This is a genomic window from Algoriphagus aquimarinus (assembly GCF_007997215.1).
Classification (GTDB): Bacteria; Bacteroidota; Bacteroidia; order Cytophagales; family Cyclobacteriaceae; genus Algoriphagus; species Algoriphagus aquimarinus_A.
This window is the reverse complement of the sequence record NZ_VORW01000003.1, coordinates 13,908-34,361: the sequence shown is the minus strand read 5'-3', so window position 1 is coordinate 34,361 and position 20,454 is coordinate 13,908. Positions and strand designations below refer to the sequence as shown.

Sequence of the window (20,454 nt, the reverse complement as noted above, 5' to 3'; positions counted from 1 at the left end):
ATCATTGTTTTATAAAAAAGTTTTCAAGGATGTCACCTACATAATAAGCTACAACTGCGGCTAAAAGCCCTAATGCAACTGTTTCTGCTATGCTTTTAATTGGCGATGTTTGATTCACTAAGGATTTCAAAGCTCCGATTACTACAAATGCCAGCCCTGTCAGGACACTAGTCCAGAAGAAAATATTAATTGTGGACGGGTAGAAAAATGTCCAGAGATAAACTAGAAGTGGAATAAATCCGACAATAAGAAAAGACACAAAAGTAGCGACACCAATCTTAAAGGGACTTTTGGTTTCCTCCATTAGGTTTAATTCGTCCTTCATCATTTCAGCTACCCATAGGTCTTTATCAGAAGTAATTTGATCTACAACTTTTTCCAATAAGTCACCCTTAAATCCCTTTGCCCTATAAATATCCGTGATCTCTTCTCGTTCTATTTCAGGAAGATGTTCTATCTCCCAGTATTCAAGTGATTCGTGTTTCTTGTAATTTTCCTTATCACTTTTAGCGGATAGATATGCTCCTACAGACATGGAGAAGCCATCAGCAAGCAAATTGGCAAAGCCCAGGATTATAATAATTCCCGGATCCAGATCTGCTCCGAATCCACCGGCGACCACAGCAAATGTGGTGACGGCGCCGTCAATTCCTCCGTAAACAAATTCTCGAAGGTATTCTTGGAGTTTTTGAAAGTATTTAATTTCTTGGTGAATATGTGCTTCGTTCATTAGTTAAGGTTTTGGAGGAAAAATCTTTTTACATTCTCATCTGCTGGAGATTTTGAGACTATTGTAAATATCTCCAATGCAACATTAGCTTCGCGCATCCTCTGAAAATCTACCTGGCCTCGGCTTTCCCGTTTGGTCAAGTCTCTTCCCCAAATCAAGGCGTCAAAATGTAAGTCTGAGATGAAATCCAGCCGATTATACATCGCTTGGGCCTCAGAAGATACAGAATAGGGTGGAGCTGATTTGATTGGGTTTCTTTGAGATTCAATATAGGGAGGGAAAATAAGCGTAGCGGAAAAGTAAAGCAGCGCGATAGCTCCCAAAACAATGATTAATTTCTTCATAGCAAGTGATTTCACTTTTGAAGATAATGAAAAATACAACGGGATCGGGACGTAGATTCCGGGATTAGCCCTCGCTTAGCTTTTCTTCTCCTGTCGTTACCGGGCTGAGGTTTTCTAAATCTTCCGAAGTGAATAATTTGGAACGAATCATAAATCGAATTCCCATAGGGATTTCGATAGAAAAGCTACTTCCTCTTCCAGGTGTAATATCCAGTGTCAATTGGGTGTGCTTCCAATACTCAAATTGATCCGCACTCATGAAAAAATCACAGCAGTAAACCTCACCTAGCCAAATGTCCTGACTTCCTACTTTGAACTCTCCTTTTTCAAAACACATAGGAGAAGATCCGTCGCAGCATCCGCCGCTTTGATGGAACATAAGATCAGATCCAAAGCGTTCTCGAAGTGTGTCAATTACTTCTTTTGCTTCATCAGTTATCAATACTCTTTTGATTGGCTCCATGATTATTTGGGTTTATATAAAATGAAAGAAAGGCAGGAGAAATATCCCCTGCCCTTACTGATCTTAGAAATTGACGATTTAAAAGAATCCTTGTTTGTTCTTATCATAAGAGATAAGCATATTTTTGGTTTGACGATAATGATCGAGCATCATCAGGTGGTTTTCTCTACCAAAACCAGATTTTTTGTATCCGCCAAAAGGTGCATGTGCCGGATAAGTGTGGTAACAGTTTACCCAAACGCGACCAGCTTGTATAGCACGTGGTACTTGATAAAGCTCGTGAGCGTCTCGTGACCAAAGTCCTGCGCCAAGACCATACATGGTGTCGTTAGCGATCGCTATGGCTTCCTCAGTGGTCTTAAACGTGGTCACACAAGCGACTGGACCAAAGATCTCTTCTTGGAATACGCGCATTTTATTATGGCCTTTGAAAATGGTAGGCTTAATGTAATAACCAGTTTCCAGACCTGAATTCAATCCAGCGCTTTCGCCGCCGCAAAGAGTAACTGCTCCTTCTTGCTTTCCAATGTCCAAATAGGAAAGAATTTTTTCGTATTGGTCATTAGAAGCCTGGGCTCCCATCATGGTGTCTTCAGCTAATGGGTGGCCCATTTTAATGGCTTTGGTTCTTTCAATGACATGCTTCATAAACACGTCGTAGATGTCTTCATGTACAAGGATTCTAGAAGGACAAGTACAAACCTCGCCTTGATTCAATGCAAACATCACGGCTCCTTCCACCGCTTTGTCGAAGAATTCATCGTCTGCATCTGCCACAGATTTCATAAAAATATTTGGTGATTTTCCTCCCAATTCCATGGTGACAGGAATAAGGTTTTCTGAAGCATACTGCATAATCAGACGACCGGTAGTAGTTTCTCCTGTAAATGAAACTTTGGAAACTCTATTGGAGGAAGCCAATGGTTTCCCCGCTTCTACTCCGAATCCAGTGACCACGTTAAGAACTCCAGGAGGAACTACATCTGCAATAAGCTCCATAAGTACCATGATGCTGGTAGGAGTTTGCTCGGCGGGTTTTACCACGGTACAGCATCCGGCTGCCAAAGCAGGAGCTATTTTCCAGGTGGCCATCAGCAAAGGGAAATTCCAAGGGATAATTTGAGCGACTACGCCGAGTGGTTCATGCAAAGCTATACTTACTGTGTTCTCGTCATGCTCAGAAATCGTGCTTTCATCAGCTCGGATCACTCCGGCAAAATACCTGAAGTGATCTATGCAAAGTGGTAAATCTGCTGCTCTTGTTTCTCTGAGTGCTTTACCGTTATCTACTGTTTCCAGCCTTGCCAACATTTCAAGGTTTTCTTCCATGATATCGGCAATCTTATTTAGCACTCGGCTTCGTTCTGCTGCAGAAGTTTTAGACCAGGTTTTAAAAGCCTCATGGGCTGCATCAATTGCTTTGTCTACGTCTTCCTTATTTCCTCTGGCGGCTTTTGTAAATGGCTTTCCATCAATGGGAGAGATGTTGTCAAAATATTCACCTGAACTAGGTGCTACCCATTTTCCACCAATGAAATGATCGTATTTGGCCTTGACGGATGGGCGATCCACAGGCTTAGCTTGAGATAATGTTAATGTTGTCATACTGGACGGTTATTTTGGTTATGTTCAAATCTCCTTATTTACCGTTTTGAAAAATTACACTGGAACAACATCCTATCCACCTGAGTTGATACATATGGATAGAGGTTAATTAGATTTAATTGAGTTTGGAAAAGACTATCCAATTTCAGGAAGCGTTTAATTATTAGTATTTTAATGGCATGACCCAAAATAATTTTATAGCAGGTGTACCTTGGCGGAATACCAGGGATCTAAAAACACTGGTGGAAAACCGCACCACCTACACACTGGACAACTGCGAGCTGAATATTTTCGAAACACATCAACAGGCAGATGATGTCAATTTGGTTTTTGGAGACCTGGTTCTGACCACCATGCTGAAGGGCAAAAAGATCATGCATCTATTTAATCGGCCAGGATTTGAATACTTGCCAGGTGAATCGGTCATCGTTCCGCCTAATGAGGTGATGAAAATTGATTTCCCTGAAGCACAATTAGATAACCCTACGCAATGCATCGCTCTTTCTATTTCTAAAGAAATGATAGAAGCGACTTTCAATCTTTTGAATGAAAAATTTCCGGATAAAATGATAGCAAAAGACTGGGGACTTGATCTCAGTTATTTTCATTTGATTAATACTCAGGATCTCTCCGAAATCATTAATCGCTTCATTCGAATTGGTGTAAAAGACGGTTCCCGGGAAAAAGACCTGATTGCTTCCTTAGCACTCAAAGAACTCTTGATCAGGCTGAGTCAAACACAGGCTCGGGATATGATGGAGAAAAGTTATAAGGAACTGGCTGCTGGAAACAGAATGGCGCATGTGATAGAATACATCAAGAAGAATATTAGAGAAATAATTTCTTTGGAAGACCTAGCTTCTCAAGCCTGTATGAGCAAAGCGCATTTTATCCGCACGTTTAAGCAAGATTTGGGTTTGACGCCAATGGAGTTTGTTCTTCATGAGCGATTGAAACTTGCAAAACAATATTTAAATATCGGAGGATTTCAGATTCAGGAAGTTTGCTACATGTCTGGCTTTCGTAACATAACGTACTTTATCCGTGCTTTCAAGCAGGAATTTGGATTGACACCTAAAGTATTTCAGACCCAAAAGAATTAGTTTTTATAAATTTTTGTAGAAAATAATTATTTGTTTTTGGGCGGTTTAAAACATTTTCATTATGTTTATCAAAATTAAAAGATCAAAAAAACAAATACACAGCAAGGATTACAAAAGTATATTTGGTTTTAGATGATTGACGATAGACCCACTCTTGGGAGCTTTTTTTAAAAGCTCCCTTTTTTTATGCTTATATTATTTTACATTTTGTGGATATGTAAAAATGTGGTTTAAAAAATCTTTGATTTGGATCAGATTTATGTTGAGATACAAAAAACCGGTTAAAAAGAGTTAGTATACCTGAATTATATCTTTTTAATGGAAAATTTGGTGTAAATGGAAAAACCCTTTCTAAAATTCCGAAAACGATTATTTTTAGAATTAAAATACTGATCTGATTAGAAGAATGTTTTTATCGGGTAAGACCGACTTTTTTACGTTAGAGGTTGAAATCTGTATAAACCCTAAAACTTTTTCCTATTACCGACTAGAATTTTTACTAAAAGCGAAAGAACTCCTCAATGTAAAGCAGCTCTTAATCAATAAGTTGATGATTTATGTCAGTGCTTTGGGTTTTGAAGAGGGCTAAAAAGGTATACTTATGTTATATGATGGGTTCTTGTTTTACCAGAAGAGAAGCCTCAGGTATATTCTATGTATACAAGGATGAGTCCAACGACAATTATATAAAACACCAAACAAAAGTCCTTAAATATATTATTTAGAAAAGTTACTGAGGAGTAGCTAGAATATTACAGAAATCGGGCAGCTTGTCTACCTTACTCAGAGATCCTCTAAGACCTATTTTAGAGAAAGAATAATTGAATGGTTTCAGAATCTCTAAAATATGTTCGGGCAGGTAGCCGCCCGCGATACAAGCGTCTTTGTTGATTTCTAATAAAAGTATAGGGCGATGTGTTTTGATTGTGTTAATAGCGCCTTTTAGGACCTGAAGTTCTGCTCCTTCCACATCTATCTTGAGGAAGTTTACTTCATTTACATTCAATTCTTTTAGCTGCTCGTCAAGTGTGTCGAGTTGGATTTTACCTATTTCTATGCTGAACTTATCAGTGTTGTAAATGGTATTTGTCCCTTCGTTAGAATCCTCGCTTGCGTAGAGAATTACCTCTCCCTTTTTGTCAGAGAGCCCTAGTTTAACGGGCGAAATGGTCTTATGAAATGCCTCGTTGAGTCGGATGTTTTCAGTCAACTGATCATAAAGCTGCTGCATAGGTTCAAAAGCCACCACTTTTCCCTGAGTTCCGACTTTTCTAGCTGCCCAAAGGGAGTATTCTCCTTGATTTGCACCCACGTCAATGAACGTGTCGCCTTTTTTCAAAAACTTTTCCAATACGAAAATAGGAGCCCAGTCATGCGCACCTCGCCAATAGATCGCAGCCCCCATTTGCTTGGCAATATCAACCTTCATCGCAACGCCTCGGAATTCGAAATTCCTCCAGTTTTCAGGCTGAGAAGAGCCTTCGAAGAATTTTCTAAACAATTTGGTGACAAAAAAACCGCCTGGAATCACATATAAATTCCTTGAAATTTTACTTAAGAAGTGTTCCATTAGTTAGTATAAGACTTGCCTGTAAATCGTTCTAGAGCCGCAATTAATTTTTGCTCTCGAAGCGCTATAGAATAATTGGCTTGAACTTGAAGTCGTGAATTTATGGAAAGTAAATCTTTATTGACACTACTGAGGGCTTTATCCACGATAGGAATAGCGGCTTTCAAGGATTTCTGAGGAATGATAAATCCTGATTTCCCCACAATCTTCGGAATATGATTGGAGTTTGAGCCAATGGGTATAGCTCCGCAAAGCATAGCTTCGCATAAGGCACAGCCGAATCCTTCAAAACTTGAAAGCTGGAAGTAGAATTCACTTTTTTGGTACCATTCAAGCAGTTCTTCTGGAGATAGAAATCCTAAAAAATGCACGTTAGCGGATGATTTTTGATTTATTTCTGCTGCTTGAATTCCTGCGAAATAGAAGCTGCAGTTTGGGTATTCTCTAGCAATCTCTATGATCAAATCTCCTCCTTTAAGCTTAAATTGACTGGGAGACATGACCGCCAAAAAGCTATTTGTTATTCGATCTGGCTTTTCAGGTAAAGTCCACTGACTTTCATCCAGTCCATTGTAGATTGTTTCTATCGGAACTTTTAGCTCTGGGAAATGGAAAAGAAGGCCTTGCTTTCTAGAGGTGATAACCGGGTCGAAAAGCAACTCAGTCTCGATCAATGATTCACTTACAGGAAATATCGCATCGGCCCTGGTATAGCTGAATTTGCAAATTCGTTTTAGCAGCGGGATTCTAAGACTCCCGTAATTTATCTCGGGAATAGCTGCGCAATCTGTACCGTGCGTGACAATGAATACTTTTTTACCGAAAGCCTTTCCTAAGATTGTTGCCCAAAAAGCCCAATATCCACCAAAGTTGACAAGGATGAATTTTGCCCCGAAAATGCTGAATAGCATATCGAAAAACTGAGCTATGAAGTTAAATGGAGCTAGCCTTTTGTCACCCCAAGGCTGGTTAATGACCCGAACAGTGAAATATTTTGACAACATCCGTACGTCACTTTTTACAAATGACTGCATGGATGGTGTCACATATAGTATTTTGTTACGGCTCATTTAGTTTTATTGAAACGAAGCTCAATATCCCGAATGGTTTAATTTAATTAAACCACCAAGTTGACAATCTTTCCAGGTACGATAATGATCTTTTTAGGAGCTTTTCCTTCCAGCCATTTCATGACTGTTTCATCTGTAAGAGCTGCTTCTTGGATTTGGTCTTTGCTGAGAGAAAGATCAAGATTGATTTTAACTCTCATTTTCCCATTGATCATCACAGGATATTCAAATGCACTTTCCTTCAAATGACTTTCGTCGAAAATTGGGAATGATGACTCGGTAATGGAACCTTCGTGACCTAGTAAACTCCAAAGCTCTTCAGCGATATGCGGCGCGTATGGAGAAACCAATAGTGCCAATGGTTCTAAAATCGCACGTTTGTTAGACTTCAAAGCGCTTAGTTCATTCACACAGATCATAAAGCTGGAAACAGATGTGTTGAACGAGAAATTTGTCATGTCATCTTCCATCTTTTTGATGGCTTTATGAAGCGCTTTGTATTCTTCCTTGCTTGGTTCAGTATCGGAAATCTGGAGTTCCCCAGAGTTGGAGTGGTACAGGTTCCATAGCTTTCTCAAAAACTTATATACTCCGTCAATTCCATTGGTATTCCAAGGTTTGAATTGCTCCAAAGGACCCAAGAACATCTCATACAGTCTCAATGTATCCGCGCCATATCGCTCGATGATATCGTCTGGGTTTACTACGTTGTATTTGGACTTGGACATTTTCTCTACCTCAGATCCACAGATGTATTTGGTATCTTCCAGGATGAATTCGGCATCGGCAAGGTCAGGTCTCCATGCTTTGAACTTCTCCAGATTCAACTGATCATTGTAAACGATATTCACATCCACATGCATGGCAAAGGTGTCATACTGATCTCTCAATCCGTAGCTCACGAATTTGTTTGTGCCTTTTACTCTGTACACAAAATTTGATCGACCTTGGATCATGCCTTGGTTGATCATCTTTTGGAATGGCTCGTCGATGCTCACTACTCCAAGATCATAAAGGAACTTAGTCCAGAATCTGGAATACAAAAGGTGGCCTGTGGCATGTTCAGATCCTCCGATGTATAAATCAACTGAACCCCAGTAATCCGTTTTTGCTTTGTCGGCAAACTCAGTTTCATTCTTAGGATCGGTATATCTGAAGAAATACCAGCTAGATCCTGCCCAGCCTGGCATTGTGCTTCTTTCTAAAGGAAATTCTCCATCCGACGTTTTATAGTTCCAATCCTTTGCACGAGCAAGTGGAGGCTCACCATCTTCTGTCGGCAAGTATTTATCTACCTCCGGCAATACCAAAGGCAAGTCTTTTTCTTCTATTAAATTAGGCAAACCTTCCTTGAAATAAACAGGAAGTGGCTCACCCCAATAGCGCTGACGAGTGAAAATCGCGTCACGCATTCTGTATTGGATTTTACCTTTTCCTATGCCTTTTTCTTCCAAAAATTCAATGGCTTTGTTCATCGCATCTTTCATGTAAAGATTGGAAATGAAGCCTGAATTGATAATCAAGCCGCCTTTTCCAGGGAAAGAGCCTTCTTCCATCGAGCCATCGATCACCTGTCTGATCTCAAGATCGAAATGCTTCGCAAAGTTGTAATCTCTCTCATCATGAGCTGGAACTGCCATCACTGCTCCTGTGCCATATCCAGCCAATACGTAATCAGCCACCCAAACTTGGATTTCTTCTCCATTGAATGGATTAATAGCATAAGAACCAGTGAATGCGCCAGAGATGGTTTTGACATCACTCATGCGCTCACGCTCAGAACGGTTTTTAGCTACTTCAATATAAGCTTCAGCTTTCTCTCGCTGATCTTCGGTGATCAAGGCTGCTGCCAAGTCACTTTCTGGCGCCAAAGCCAAATAAGTCACACCAAATATAGTGTCAACACGTGTGGTGAAGACTTTGATCGTTTGGTCAGAATCTTTTACTTGGAAAACTACATCAGCCCCAATGGATTTTCCAATCCAGTTTCGCTGCATTTCCTTTATTGGCTCAGACCAATCGAGTTTATCCAAGCCCTTCAATAAACGATCTGCATAAGCGGTGATTCTCATCGACCACTGCATCATTTTCTTGCGCTCAACAGGATGTCCGCCTCTTTCTGAAAAGCCTTCTTTGACTTCGTCGTTGGATAGTACTGTTCCTAGAGCTGCACACCAGTTGACGGTGGTTTCGGCTAGGAAGGTCAATCTATATTTAAGGAGTATTTCCTGCTTTTCTCTTTCAGAGAAAGTAGTCCACTCCTCTGCTGTGAAACTTGTTGTTTCGTCGTCACAAACAGCCTTTACGGAAGAATTTCCTTCCTTTTCAAAACGTACTATTAAAGAATCAATGGATAACGCTTTGTCTGCATCCTGGTCATAGTAGCTATTGAATAGCTGCATGAATATCCACTGCGTCCATTTGTAATAGTCTGGATTGGATGTTCTCACTTCCTTACTCCAGTCGAAAGCGAAGCCAATGTTTTTCAGCTGCTCTGTATATCGTGTGATGTTTTGCTCTGTGGTAATGGCTGGATGCTGCCCTGTTTGAATGGCATACTGCTCAGCAGGAAGACCAAAACTATCGTAACCCATAGGGTGAAGGACGTTGTATCCTTTCAATTTCTTAAATCTGCTGACAATATCTGAGGCGATATATCCCAGCGGGTGGCCGACATGAAGTCCAGCACCCGATGGATATGGGAACATGTCAAGAGAATAAAATTTTGGTTTATCAGGATTTACCTTGGCAAGGAAAGTCTCATTCTTTTCCCAGTAAGCCTGCCATTTTTTCTCGATCTCCTTAAAAGTGTACTCCGCCATGATTGAATTTTTTCTAGTTTTTTAGCTGAACGCCTGCAAAAATAGAAAAATTGACGGGCTTTGGAATCCAAACTCATAAATCCTCGGCAGATACTATTTTTGCCGCTGATCATTTTCCAATGGAAAACATAAGAGTTTTTAGTATTTTTCAACGATCCTAACCATAAAACCTTATGAAACTTAAATCTCTAAATAGTGTGCTTTGCACGCTAATTCTTCTGTTATCGGGAGCCAATTTTTCTTTGGCACAAAAGAAAATCTCCCAAAAACAAATCGATGCACTCAAGCAAGAAGTTATGCAATTGGTAGAGGCAGATGCTAAAATGAGTCAAGTCATGGTTGATAAGGTTTTTAGTTTTGCGGAATTGGGATTTCAGGAAGTAGAATCTTCAAAATACCTCACTGGGATATTAGAGGAAAATGGATTTAAAATAGAAATGGGAGTTTCTGGGATTCCAACGGCATGGTTTGCGACGTGGAAAAATGGAGAAGGACCTACAATTGCTTTGGGCTCAGATGTGGATGATATCCCAAAAGCCTCCCAATATCCTGGGGTTGCCTATCATAAGCCAATCGTCGAAGGAGCTCCTGGGCATGGGGAAGGTCATAATTCTGGAATTCCCTTGAATATTACAGCTGCATTGGCAGTAAAGAAAATCATGGAGCGAGAGAATATAGGAGGAACGCTTATTCTCTGGCCAGGTATCGCTGAGGAACTGGTAGCTTCTAAAGCGTGGTTCGTTCGAGACGGTTTATTCGATGATATTGATATCTGTATTTTTACACATGTTGGAAATAATCTGGGCGTTAGTTATGGACAATCATCTGGTACTGGGTTGATATCTGTTGAATACACATTCTCAGGAGAGGCTGCCCATGCAGCAGGAGCGCCATGGAGAGGGAAAAGTGCGTTGGATGCAGCTGAATTGATGAATGTAGGCTGGAATTATCGTCGTGAGCACTTGGATCCTTTGAAGCGATCTCATTCTATTTTCACCGATGGAGGTGACCAGCCAAATGTTGTGCCTTCCAAAGCTTCAATTTGGTATTACTTACGAGATGTAACGTATGAAGGCATCATGGAAATGTATGGCATGGCCAATAAAATGGCTGAAGGTGCTGCTTTGATGACCGATACAGAAGTTACTTCCAGGATTCTAGGGACAGCATGGCCTCGCCATTTCAACAAGACAATAGCAGAGAAAATGTATGCTAATATTTTAAAGGTAGGATTGCCAGAATGGTCTGAAGTTGATCAGGAATTAGCAAAAGCAGTTCAAGCTGAAGTTAGTGCAAGTAAAGTGGAGGGTTTGGCTATGAAGCTGGATACGCTTGGCCTCCCCGTGACCACGCCAATTTCTGGCGGATCAGATGATATTGGAGATGTGTCTTGGGTTGTTCCTACGGTTACGTTGAGATTTCCTTCTAATATACCTGGACTTCCTGGTCACCACTGGAGCAATGCAATTGCTATGGCAACTCCGATTGCACATAAGGGAGTTACTGCTGGGGCTAAAGCTGAAGCGATGACGATTTTAGACTTTTTACTACAGCCAGAATTGGTGGAGGAAGCTTGGGATTATTTCAAAAATGTCCAGACAAAGGAGACGGAATATAAACCGATGCTTAGTGCAGATGACGTTGCGCCGATTTTTCTAAATAAAGGGATAATGGATCAGTTCAGGCCACAGCTAGAGAAGTTTTATTACGATGAGACGAAGTTTGATACGTACTTAGAGCAATTAGGAGTGAAGTATCCAACGGTTAAACAAAATTGAAACATTTAAATATTGGAAGATTGAAAGATTAATTAAAGCTGAACTCAATAGGGATGCCGCTTGATTGGTTGAAAAATCTTCCAATTTTTCAATTTTAGAATTTCTCAATCCAATGCTTACCTTTGCGGCATAATTCACTCAGCGGTTCAATTGCCCGCTTTATCAAAAATTCAGATGAATATGGATACGAAGGAGTTAGTAGCAAAAGGATTGGAGCTTCCCTTAATGGAAGCTTTTTATACTATACAAGGAGAAGGAAGGTTTACCGGACATCCCGCTTATTTTATCCGGCTAGGAGGCTGTGATGTGGGTTGTGTCTGGTGTGATGTCAAAGAATCGTGGGATTCGGGCAAGTGGCCGGTTCACTCAATCGAAAAGATTGTTGACGAAGCATTGGTTTATCCTGGTCGACTAGTCGTGGTCACAGGTGGAGAGCCTTTAATGTATGATTTGGGGCCGTTGACAGCACTTTTGAAAGCCAATGGATTCACTACAAATATTGAGACTTCTGGAGCGCATCCATTTTCAGGCGACTTTGACTGGGTTTGTTTTTCTCCTAAGAAATTCAAAAAACCACATGACTCTATATATAAAGAGGCGGACGAACTGAAAGTTGTGGTTTTCCACCAGAGTGATTTTGCCTTTGCTGAAGAGCATGCTAGGCTGGTGAATTCAAGCTGTGAATTGCGACTTCAGCCAGAGTGGAGCAAGGCTGATAAGTTCACTCCGATCATTATTGATTTTGCAAAAAATAGCCCAAAGTGGAAAATATCGCTTCAAACTCATAAATTTATGGACATACCCTAAGTCCATGCGCCCTTTTCTAGCCGGAATTCTTCTTTTATTGACCATTTCTTTCGCTAACGCGCAAAGCTATTCCATTATTGATGGTAAGGCAATAAGGATGTATCGCGAAGCAGAGGAGTTGACTCTTTCCCGACAATATGACGAGGCGATTAGCAAATACAAGGATGCAATAGACCGAGAGGCCTCATTTTTAGAAGCCTATGTGAAGTTAGCACAACTTCAGATTACACAAGGTGACTTAGCGAATGCTGAGAAAACAGTAATTGCCGGTAAGTCAAGATTGTCTGGAAAGAATGTTACAGTCAAGCATAGAGCAGATTTGGGTTGGGTACTGACTCACGTGTATTTGCAGCAAGGGAGGTTTCAGGATTCTTTTGATGAGTTTGGGCTGACTGATCCGTTATTGGATGTAGATTTCAAGAAGTCAATTTCATATGTGGACACTAAGGCACAAATGGAATTCTTGGCTGAGCAGTTGGAGAATTTCCGGCATATAGAAAAGGAAAAATTACCAGCTCCACTCAATGAATTTCAGCTCCAGTATTTTCCTGTATTGACAGCAGATGGAGAGCAGATACTTTTCACCAAAAGAGATGGGATTGGGAATAATGATAAGGAGGATATTTATATGGCCTTTGTATCCCCTGAAGGAAATTGGTCCAAGCCTCAGAGTGTAGCCCAAGCAATTAATTCTCCTTATAATGAAGGCACTTGCTCTGTGACTGCTGATGGAAATATACTAATTTATACATCTTGTGATGCACCGGATTCTGAGGGGAGCTGTGATTTGTATATCGCCTATAAAGTGAATGGGAATTGGCAGCGTCCGAGAAATATGGGCAAGAATGTTAACTCAAGGTCATGGGATTCTCAGCCCTCACTCTCTGCAGATGGGAGAATATTGTTCTTTTCCTCTAATAGAAAAGGGGGATTTGGGGGTAATGATATTTGGTACAGTGTAATGCAAAGTGATGGGTCTTGGACTGTTGCTAAAAACCTAGGAGCTGTAGTCAATACTCCAAAGGATGAGATCTCTCCCTTTATGTTTTTTAATAATGAGATACTTTTCTTTTCGTCAAATGGGCACCCCGGTTTTGGAGGAATGGACATCCAGCTTTCAAAAGTAGTCGATGGTGAATTTACTAAGCCAGAAAACTTAGGTCTGCCTATTAATGATCAATTAGATCAGGTGGCATTATTTATTACAGCGCAAAAAGATTACGCTTATTTTACAGAGTTGAGTACGGGAGAAAAAGAAAATAATCGTTCCTTATTATACAGGTTCAAATTCCCTAAAGAAATTTCATTGGGGGAGAACTTGACTGTGACCGAAGGAAAGGTGTTTAATTCAAAAACGGGGGAGCCTATCGATGCCACCCTATCTTTAGTATCACTTACGAATGACAGTACTTTATACCAGTTTAAGGCAGATGGTAAGACGGGGGAGTTTATGATGCTTTATCCTGATAAGGCTATTTCAGGTTTGTACGTAGAGAAAAAAGGTTTTATCCCCAAAATTTACAACGTGGAGCGTGATAAAATCAAAAATGTAAAGGATTTGAAAATAGAACTGGTCCCAGTCGCTGCCGGGGAGGAATTCGTTTTTGAAAATATATTCTTTGAATTTGATCAGTACGATCTCAAATCTGAGTCGATCTCTTCACTAAAGAGATTAGTTATATTTTTAGCAGAAAATCCAAATGTTAACATTCTGATCACAGGCCATACGGACAATGTAGGTAGCGCAAGTTATAATCATAATCTTAGTTTACAACGGGCCAAAAGTGTTCAGGAGTACCTCATCAAAAATGGGTTTCATCATGGTAGGGCATTAGTTGAAGGTAGAGGAGATAAGGAACCTATGGTGCCAAATATCAATCCTCAAAACCAAGCGTTAAATCGTAGGATAACTATAAAAATTTTGTAGGTAGTATAACCAGTAATTGATCAAAAGCGAGCAAATACTCCAGAAAATAAACTATTAACTACATTATAATTTTATTTTAATAGTCTATTCCCTTTCAATTTATATCATATCAGATGGTAATTTTCCCTAAGAGTCATTTTTGGCTAATAAAGAGCCGTATTTTCATTTTTAGATTAGCAAAAATTTTGTTTTAATGCCTTAAGGAGAAATATTAATTTATTTAAGAGTCAGTCCTTTATTTAGGTGGCAACATATTCAATGTTAATAAAAAATTAACTTTTGTTAACATTAGAAGAACAAAACAAAAATATAGAAAGCGGGGTATTTGAAACAGTAATCCAATTATAATTTTGTATTTGAGTAAAAATGAAGATTTTTATTAATTTCCATACTGCTACGTTTATACAAATTTGTAACCCTTGATTTTGCGATATTGCATCAATAGGAATATCATTGGGTATAATATAAACCAAATCATATTTCTTATGAAGAAAATTTTACTCCTAGGGCTTTCGCTTTTCCTAGTAAGTGCTGTGGCATTTGCACAGGAGCGTAAAGTAACCGGAATAGTATCTTCGGGCGAAGACGGTGAGCCAATTCCAGGCGCAACCGTATTAGTCAAAGGTACTAGTGTAGGTGCTGCCACAGATATTGATGGTAAGTACTCATTGACCATCCCTACTGAAGGGAAAGTATTGGTGTTTAGTTTTATTGGAACTAACACTCAAGAGATTCAAATTGGTCAGCAATCTGTCATCGACGTTGTTCTGCAGCCAGATGTACAGAGTTTGAGTGAAGTCGTGATCACAGGTGCGGCAGGTATTGAGTCCAGACGAATAGAGATGGGTTACAATGCTACAAGTATCGAGACTCGCGATGTGGCTCAAGGTAGAGCTGCTAACGTAGCGGCTGGTTTGACTGGTAAAGTAGCAGGTATGCAAATCAACACAACTGGTTCGGGTGTAAATCCAAACGTAAGAGTTGTATTGAGAGGTAGCCGTTCATTGACAGGTAATAACGAAGCCTTGATCGTAGTGGACAACGTGATTGTTCCAAATTCTATTTTGGGTAACCTTAATCCTCAGGACGTTCAAGAGATAACGGTACTTAACGGAGCGAATGCAGCAGCCCTTTATGGTTCTGCAGCATCCAATGGTGCATTGATCATCGTAACTAAAAAAGGTAAATCAGGTGCTCCAAGAGTAACTATTGGTCATACAGTGAATCTTGAGCAAGTGAGCTTCTATCCAGAAATTCAGGATACTTTTGGTTCTGGCTATGCAGGCGGGTATCCACATCAGTATGTTCCTTACGAGAATCAGCAGTACGGTCCAAGATTCGACGGGTCTATGGTGCAAATTGGTAAACCTTTGGAAGATGGTTCTATTCAGACTGTTCCTTATTCTAATACTGGATCAAAGAACGATTTCTGGGAAACTGGTGTAACTAACCAAACTGATGTTTCTATAAGTGGGGGTGATGAGAATTCAACAAACTTCTTATCTGCTCAGTACCTAAATAATGACGGTACTACTCCAGGAGATAACTACACTAGAGCATCTATTAGATTCAATAGTACTAGAAAATTCAACGATAAGCTAAGCTTAAACTTGTCTACAAACTACGTACAGAATAGATATGACATCACAAATGCAACATCTGGTATGTTTGACCAAATTCTTCAAACTCCGGCGCAAATCCCATTGACTAGCTATAAGGATTGGAAAAATGATCCATTTGCTAATCCAAATGGTTATTACAACGAGTATTACGACAACCCATATTTCTCTATAGATAACCAACGTCAAAATTCTGGTAACGACTATATCGTAGGTAATGTTGAATTGAAATATAAGCCGCTTCAGTGGTTGGATTTCACGTATAGAATAGGTATTTCTAATAGAAATTCTTTTAGTAAGAACACTACGGGTAAATTCACATTCACTGATTATACTAAAGACATTTCGGCCGCAAAGACTGATATCGCTGGTGGTGTATCTGATGGAACAAGCTTTAATAATCAGATTATCTCAGATTTCTTGATCAACATGAAGAAAGCTGTTGGTGATGATTGGTTCTTCAACCTATTGCTTGGAAACCAGTTAAGACAGAATAGATCCAAAAGTGTTGGTGTAAGTGCCAACGGTATTGTAATACCAGGACTTTACAATGTATCAAACAGAGTAGGTGAAGCTAGTGTAGGTGAAAGTAATTATGAAGCAAGTCAAATTGGTGTATTTGCTCAGTTCAAGGCTGCATACAAAGATTACTTGTTCCTTGAATTGACCGGAAGAAATGATTGGGTGTCTACTCTTTCAAAGGATAATAGATCATTCTTCTATCCTGCAGCAAACGTTTCATTTGTTGCTTCTGAAGCTATTCAAGCTCTTCAAAATTCGACAGTTATTTCTCAATTGAAATTTAGAGGTGGTGTCTCTCAGGTAGGTCAGGTTAACTTAGGTAATAGTACTAACTTTGGTGCTTATCAGTTAGCTCCTACGTTTAGCCCTTCCAGTGGATTCCCTTATGGTGGCCTTTCTGGTTATTCATTGGATAATACTTTAGTAGCTGCTAATCTGAAGCCAGAGATTACAACATCTTTTGAGGTTGGTACCGATTTTATCTTGTTTGATGGTAAAGTTAACGGTGCGTTAACTTACTACAAGTCTCAAACCGAAAACCAAACAATTCCTACAGGAGTATCTTCTACTACTGGTTTCTCTTCGTACTTACAAAATACAGGTCTTGTATCTAATGAAGGTCTTGAGACTATGTTAAATGTAACTGCATTCTCTAGAAACAGTTTCCAGATTAACGTTGGTGCTAACTTCACCTATAACAACAACAAAGTAGTTGAGATCGCCGATGATTTAAAAAGACTTCAGCTTTCCTCGGGTGGGAATGCTCAAGTATATGCTGTAGAAGGCGAAACTTTCCCAGTATTGATTGGTACTGCTTATAAAAGAGATGATCAGGGAAGAATCATTGTAGACGCAACCTCTGGATATCCAAGTGCAGCAGAAGGACAAGTTACTCTAGGTAATACAACACCTAAGCATAGATTAGGTGTAAACGTTGAGTTTCTTTACAAAGGCTTTAGGCTATTTGCTTTAGCAGAATATAGAGGAGGTTATAGTATCCTTTATGATGGTGGTGGGTCATTTGACTTCTCTGGATCTGGTATCACGACTACTTATTTTAATAGAGAGCGTTTCGTCATTCCAAATTCAGTATATGAAAACCCAGAAAATCCAGGTACTTATATTGAGAACACAAATATCACGGTAACTGATGGTGGCGCGGGCTTCTGGACTGATGGTTCTTATAGAAGAAATATAGCTGAAAACTATCTTGTTTCTGGTGATTACTGGAAGCTAAGAGAAGTTGCATTATCATATGACTTTCCAGCTAGCTTAATGAGCAGAATTGGATTTATACAAGGTGCTACTATTACAGCTCAAGGTAGAAACTTGTTGATCTTCACACCGAAATCAAATATTTACACGGATCCTGACTACAATTTCTCTGACGGAAATGCAGTGGGTATCGTTACTCTGGCTGCAACACCTCCAACCAGATTCTTCGGTGGTTCCATCACATTAACATTTTAATTAGATTGAAATGAAAAATATACTAAGATTATTTATACTAGCTTCCTTTATCTCCCTCACTTCTTGTGAGTCCTTTCTAGGAGATAATGTGAATCCAAATCAGGCTACTTCCGCTACTCCTCAGTTGGTGTTGCCAAATGCTTTGACAAGTTCCGCAAATTTGCTTTTGTCATATAGCACTAGTGCTCAGTGGATTAATGGTTATACTGTCAATGCCGGAGGATACGGTGGATGGGGAGCGACTGTTACTTACAATATGACCACAACTTCTTACAATGGGCTTTGGTCTGCTACTTATGATGATTTGATTAACTATCAATACATCGAAGATCAATCAGCTGAAGATCCAGGGTTAGCATATTATAATGCTGCAGCTAAAACTATGAAAGCATTTGATTATGCGATGTTAGTAGATGTATTTGGGGATGCTCCATATACTGAGGCGCTTTCTGGTTCTGAAAATGTTACTCCAGTTTACGATAGCCAAACAGCTATTTATCAGGATTTGGTGGCTCAGTTAAGTACCGCTGTTACTATCTTCACTACAGCAGAAGGTGCTAACGGTCTTGGTTCTGCTGACGTAATGTTTGGTGGTGATGTGACTATGTGGGCTAAGTTTGCTAATACATTGAAATTGAGGTTGCTTATCAAAATGGCTTCTGCCTCTGAGACTAGTTCTTTTGCAGCAAGCGAATTTGCTAAGATGAACACAAGTGTCGGCTTCCTTACTAGCGATGCAAAGATTAACCCAGGGTACATTGCTACTTCTGGAAAGCAAAACCCACTTTGGGAGAGATATCACTCTAATGCTGCAGGTTCATTATCCGGATCTGGTAGATCGGCTATTCCTAGTACCTATACCTATACCTTCTATAATGGCAATAAATTACTTGACCAAGGAAGAGGTTATGCTACATATCGTAGTTACCCGGCAGGTACTCCTAAGGGACAGCTTGGGAACTTAGTAGATAACCCTGCTGCGCTTTCTAATCAAACGGCATGGTACGTAGGTTCTGGAACTGGAGCTGATGCAACAAATAGCATAGGGTTATTGAAGGGTAGAACTGCTGATTTCCCAATAATGCTAGCGGCAGAGTCTTATTTGCTACAAGCAGAAGCTTACATGAAAGGATATCTTTCTGGCGATGACAAAGATGCTTTTGACAAAGGAATCCTAGCTTCTTATAGATATTTATATGAAGATATTTCTGGAGCAACTTCTTCAGATTGGGATCCTGCAACAGATGTGCAATTGTACAAAGACGATAATCCTGATAGTTATTTAGTTCATTATGAGCAGGCATCTTCTCCAGCTGAGAAATTGGAGGCAATTATTACTCAGAAGTATATCGCTTTTAACTTTATAAATGGACATGAGTCTTGGGCTGATTTCAGAAGAACAGCATATCCAAAGATTGTTAATGGCTCTTCTAATCCTGCATTAAGTTTTGCATCCATCTTATCTACCTCTACAAGAGCTGATGAGCTTCCAGTAAGATATCTTTACGCTTCAACGGAGTTCCAACTTAATCCTGCTAATGTTCCTACTGGAATCAATCAGTTTACAAGTTTGATCTTCTGGCAGGCCCAATAATCCTTAATTAATAGAAATAGATATGAAAAATATATTAACTAAAATAGGACTGTTTGCTGTTGCCATGGTGACACTTACATCTTGTTTGGATGAGGATCCGCTTTTTGATCCCGACAAAGTAGAAAATGTCATAGAATTCTTTGACATTGGTCTGATTGCTTCTCCAGGAAGTGTTTACCCTCTATATGTATCTTCTTTTACTGCAGCTGCTGAAGTAGAATTGAAGGTTATAGTAAGCTACTCAGGTGCGCAGGAGAATACTCAGAATATCAATGTGAAATTCAAATTGGATCCTGCGGCTTTAGAAGCATATAATGACTCTGAAGGAACAGATTATGAGGTTCTTCCTTCTAATTTGTATTCTATAGATGCAATGGAAGTAACTATTCCTAGTGGTCAGAGACAAGTTGAAAAGACTATCAAATTATTTACAAATAATTTCGATTTCTCTAAAAACTATGCTATTCCATTGACAATCACTGAATCTTCTTTTGGTGTTATTTCTGGAAACTTCGAAACAGCTATTTATGCTGTGGGTGCTAAGAATAAGTATGATGGAGTTTATCAAGTTACTGGTGAATTTTCAGATCTTACAAGACCAGAGTTTTCAGGATTATATCCATACAATGTTGAATTGAGAACAATTACAGCTACAACTGTAGGTCGTTGGGATTCTGAGTTCCTAGGTGGATACGGTTATGTATTCAACACAGGAGGTGGACTTAGCTACTTTGGTAGCTATGCTGCAGTCTTCAAATTAGATGATTCTAATAACGTAACTGCAGTGACTAACTATTATGGTCAACCTGCTGCTAATACTCGTTATGCTGAAATTGATCCTACTGGAGTAAATAAGTATACTACCTTCTCTGAAGATGGTAAAACTCTTGAAGTAAGTTACTTTATGTATCAGTCAGGTAATAAGCGATTGGTATTTAAGGAGAAATATGAATATGTAAGAGAAAGAGGTTAATTACTCTTATCTTATTTTGAATGATAAAACCCCGGCGATTATATCGTCGGGGTTTTA

At 39.6% G+C, this 20,454-nt stretch carries 14 protein-coding genes; 7 read left to right on the top strand and 7 right to left on the bottom strand.

Annotation, left to right across the window (positions count from 1 at the left end; genetic code table 11):
* Nucleotide 1: 1 nt before the first annotated feature.
* The 4 genes from ESV85_RS07365 to ESV85_RS07350 all read right to left on the bottom strand — a co-directional run bounded on the left by ESV85_RS07365 (nt 2) and on the right by ESV85_RS07350 (nt 3,142).
* Nucleotides 2-730 carry a VIT1/CCC1 transporter family protein gene (locus ESV85_RS07365; protein WP_146916210.1) on the bottom strand — a complete coding sequence of 243 codons (729 nt, stop codon included), beginning with the start codon at nt 728-730 and terminating at the stop codon, nt 2-4.
* Complete coding sequence (locus ESV85_RS07360; protein ID WP_191321967.1) at nt 730-1,074, bottom strand: hypothetical protein; 345 nt, start codon at nt 1,072-1,074, stop codon at nt 730-732. Before ESV85_RS07360 ends, ESV85_RS07365 begins: the two co-directional genes overlap by 1 nt.
* Before the next feature lie 64 nt (nt 1,075-1,138).
* Nucleotides 1,139-1,537: a DUF779 domain-containing protein gene (locus ESV85_RS07355; protein WP_146916208.1), complete on the bottom strand. Its 399-nt coding sequence runs from the start codon at nt 1,535-1,537 to the stop codon at nt 1,139-1,141.
* 78 nt (nt 1,538-1,615) lie between these two features.
* Nucleotides 1,616-3,142 carry an aldehyde dehydrogenase family protein gene (locus ESV85_RS07350; protein WP_146916207.1) on the bottom strand — a complete coding sequence of 509 codons (1,527 nt, stop codon included), beginning with the start codon at nt 3,140-3,142 and terminating at the stop codon, nt 1,616-1,618.
* A 179-nt stretch (nt 3,143-3,321) separates the two neighbouring features.
* Between ESV85_RS07350 and ESV85_RS07345 the strand changes: the two genes are divergently transcribed.
* A complete protein-coding gene (locus tag ESV85_RS07345) occupies nt 3,322-4,245 on the top strand; it encodes an AraC family transcriptional regulator (protein WP_146916205.1) in 924 nt (307 codons plus the stop codon).
* A gap of 730 nt (nt 4,246-4,975) precedes the next feature.
* Here the strand turns inward: ESV85_RS07345 and ESV85_RS07340 are convergent.
* The 3 genes from ESV85_RS07340 to leuS are packed head-to-tail and all read right to left on the bottom strand — an operon-like array spanning nt 4,976 to nt 9,707.
* Entirely contained in the window at nt 4,976-5,815 is an 840-nt protein-coding gene (locus ESV85_RS07340; RefSeq protein ID WP_146916203.1) for an FkbM family methyltransferase, read from the bottom strand.
* The gene (locus ESV85_RS07335) at nt 5,815-6,885 is read right to left on the bottom strand and encodes a glycosyltransferase family 4 protein (RefSeq protein WP_146916201.1); all 1,071 of its coding nucleotides are present in this window, start codon (nt 6,883-6,885) and stop codon (nt 5,815-5,817) included. The genes ESV85_RS07340 and ESV85_RS07335 overlap by 1 nt, the downstream gene beginning before the upstream one ends.
* 47 nt (nt 6,886-6,932) lie before the next feature.
* Entirely contained in the window at nt 6,933-9,707 is a 2,775-nt protein-coding gene (leuS, locus tag ESV85_RS07330; RefSeq protein WP_146916199.1) for a leucine--tRNA ligase, read from the bottom strand.
* A gap of 173 nt (nt 9,708-9,880) precedes the next feature.
* On the opposite strand from leuS, the gene ESV85_RS07325 reads away from it, so the two are divergent.
* The 6 genes from ESV85_RS07325 to ESV85_RS07300 all read left to right on the top strand — a co-directional run bounded on the left by ESV85_RS07325 (nt 9,881) and on the right by ESV85_RS07300 (nt 20,397).
* Nucleotides 9,881-11,485: an amidohydrolase gene (locus ESV85_RS07325; RefSeq protein ID WP_146916197.1), complete on the top strand. Its 1,605-nt coding sequence runs from the start codon at nt 9,881-9,883 to the stop codon at nt 11,483-11,485.
* Between the two features lie 180 nt (nt 11,486-11,665).
* The gene (locus tag ESV85_RS07320; RefSeq protein WP_146916196.1) at nt 11,666-12,292 is read left to right on the top strand and encodes a 7-carboxy-7-deazaguanine synthase QueE; all 627 of its coding nucleotides are present in this window, start codon (nt 11,666-11,668) and stop codon (nt 12,290-12,292) included.
* A gap of 4 nt (nt 12,293-12,296) precedes the next feature.
* Complete coding sequence (locus ESV85_RS07315) at nt 12,297-14,219, top strand: OmpA family protein (RefSeq protein WP_146916194.1); 1,923 nt, start codon at nt 12,297-12,299, stop codon at nt 14,217-14,219.
* Between the two features lie 485 nt (nt 14,220-14,704).
* A complete protein-coding gene (locus ESV85_RS07310; RefSeq protein ID WP_146916192.1) occupies nt 14,705-17,830 on the top strand; it encodes a SusC/RagA family TonB-linked outer membrane protein in 3,126 nt (1,041 codons plus the stop codon).
* A gap of 10 nt (nt 17,831-17,840) precedes the next feature.
* Nucleotides 17,841-19,424 (top strand): SusD/RagB family nutrient-binding outer membrane lipoprotein, encoded by a 1,584-nt coding sequence (locus ESV85_RS07305; RefSeq protein WP_146916190.1) that lies wholly within the window; start codon nt 17,841-17,843, stop codon nt 19,422-19,424.
* A gap of 22 nt (nt 19,425-19,446) precedes the next feature.
* Nucleotides 19,447-20,397 (top strand): DUF1735 domain-containing protein, encoded by a 951-nt coding sequence (locus ESV85_RS07300; RefSeq protein ID WP_146916189.1) that lies wholly within the window; start codon nt 19,447-19,449, stop codon nt 20,395-20,397.
* Nucleotides 20,398-20,454: the final 57 nt, after the last annotated feature.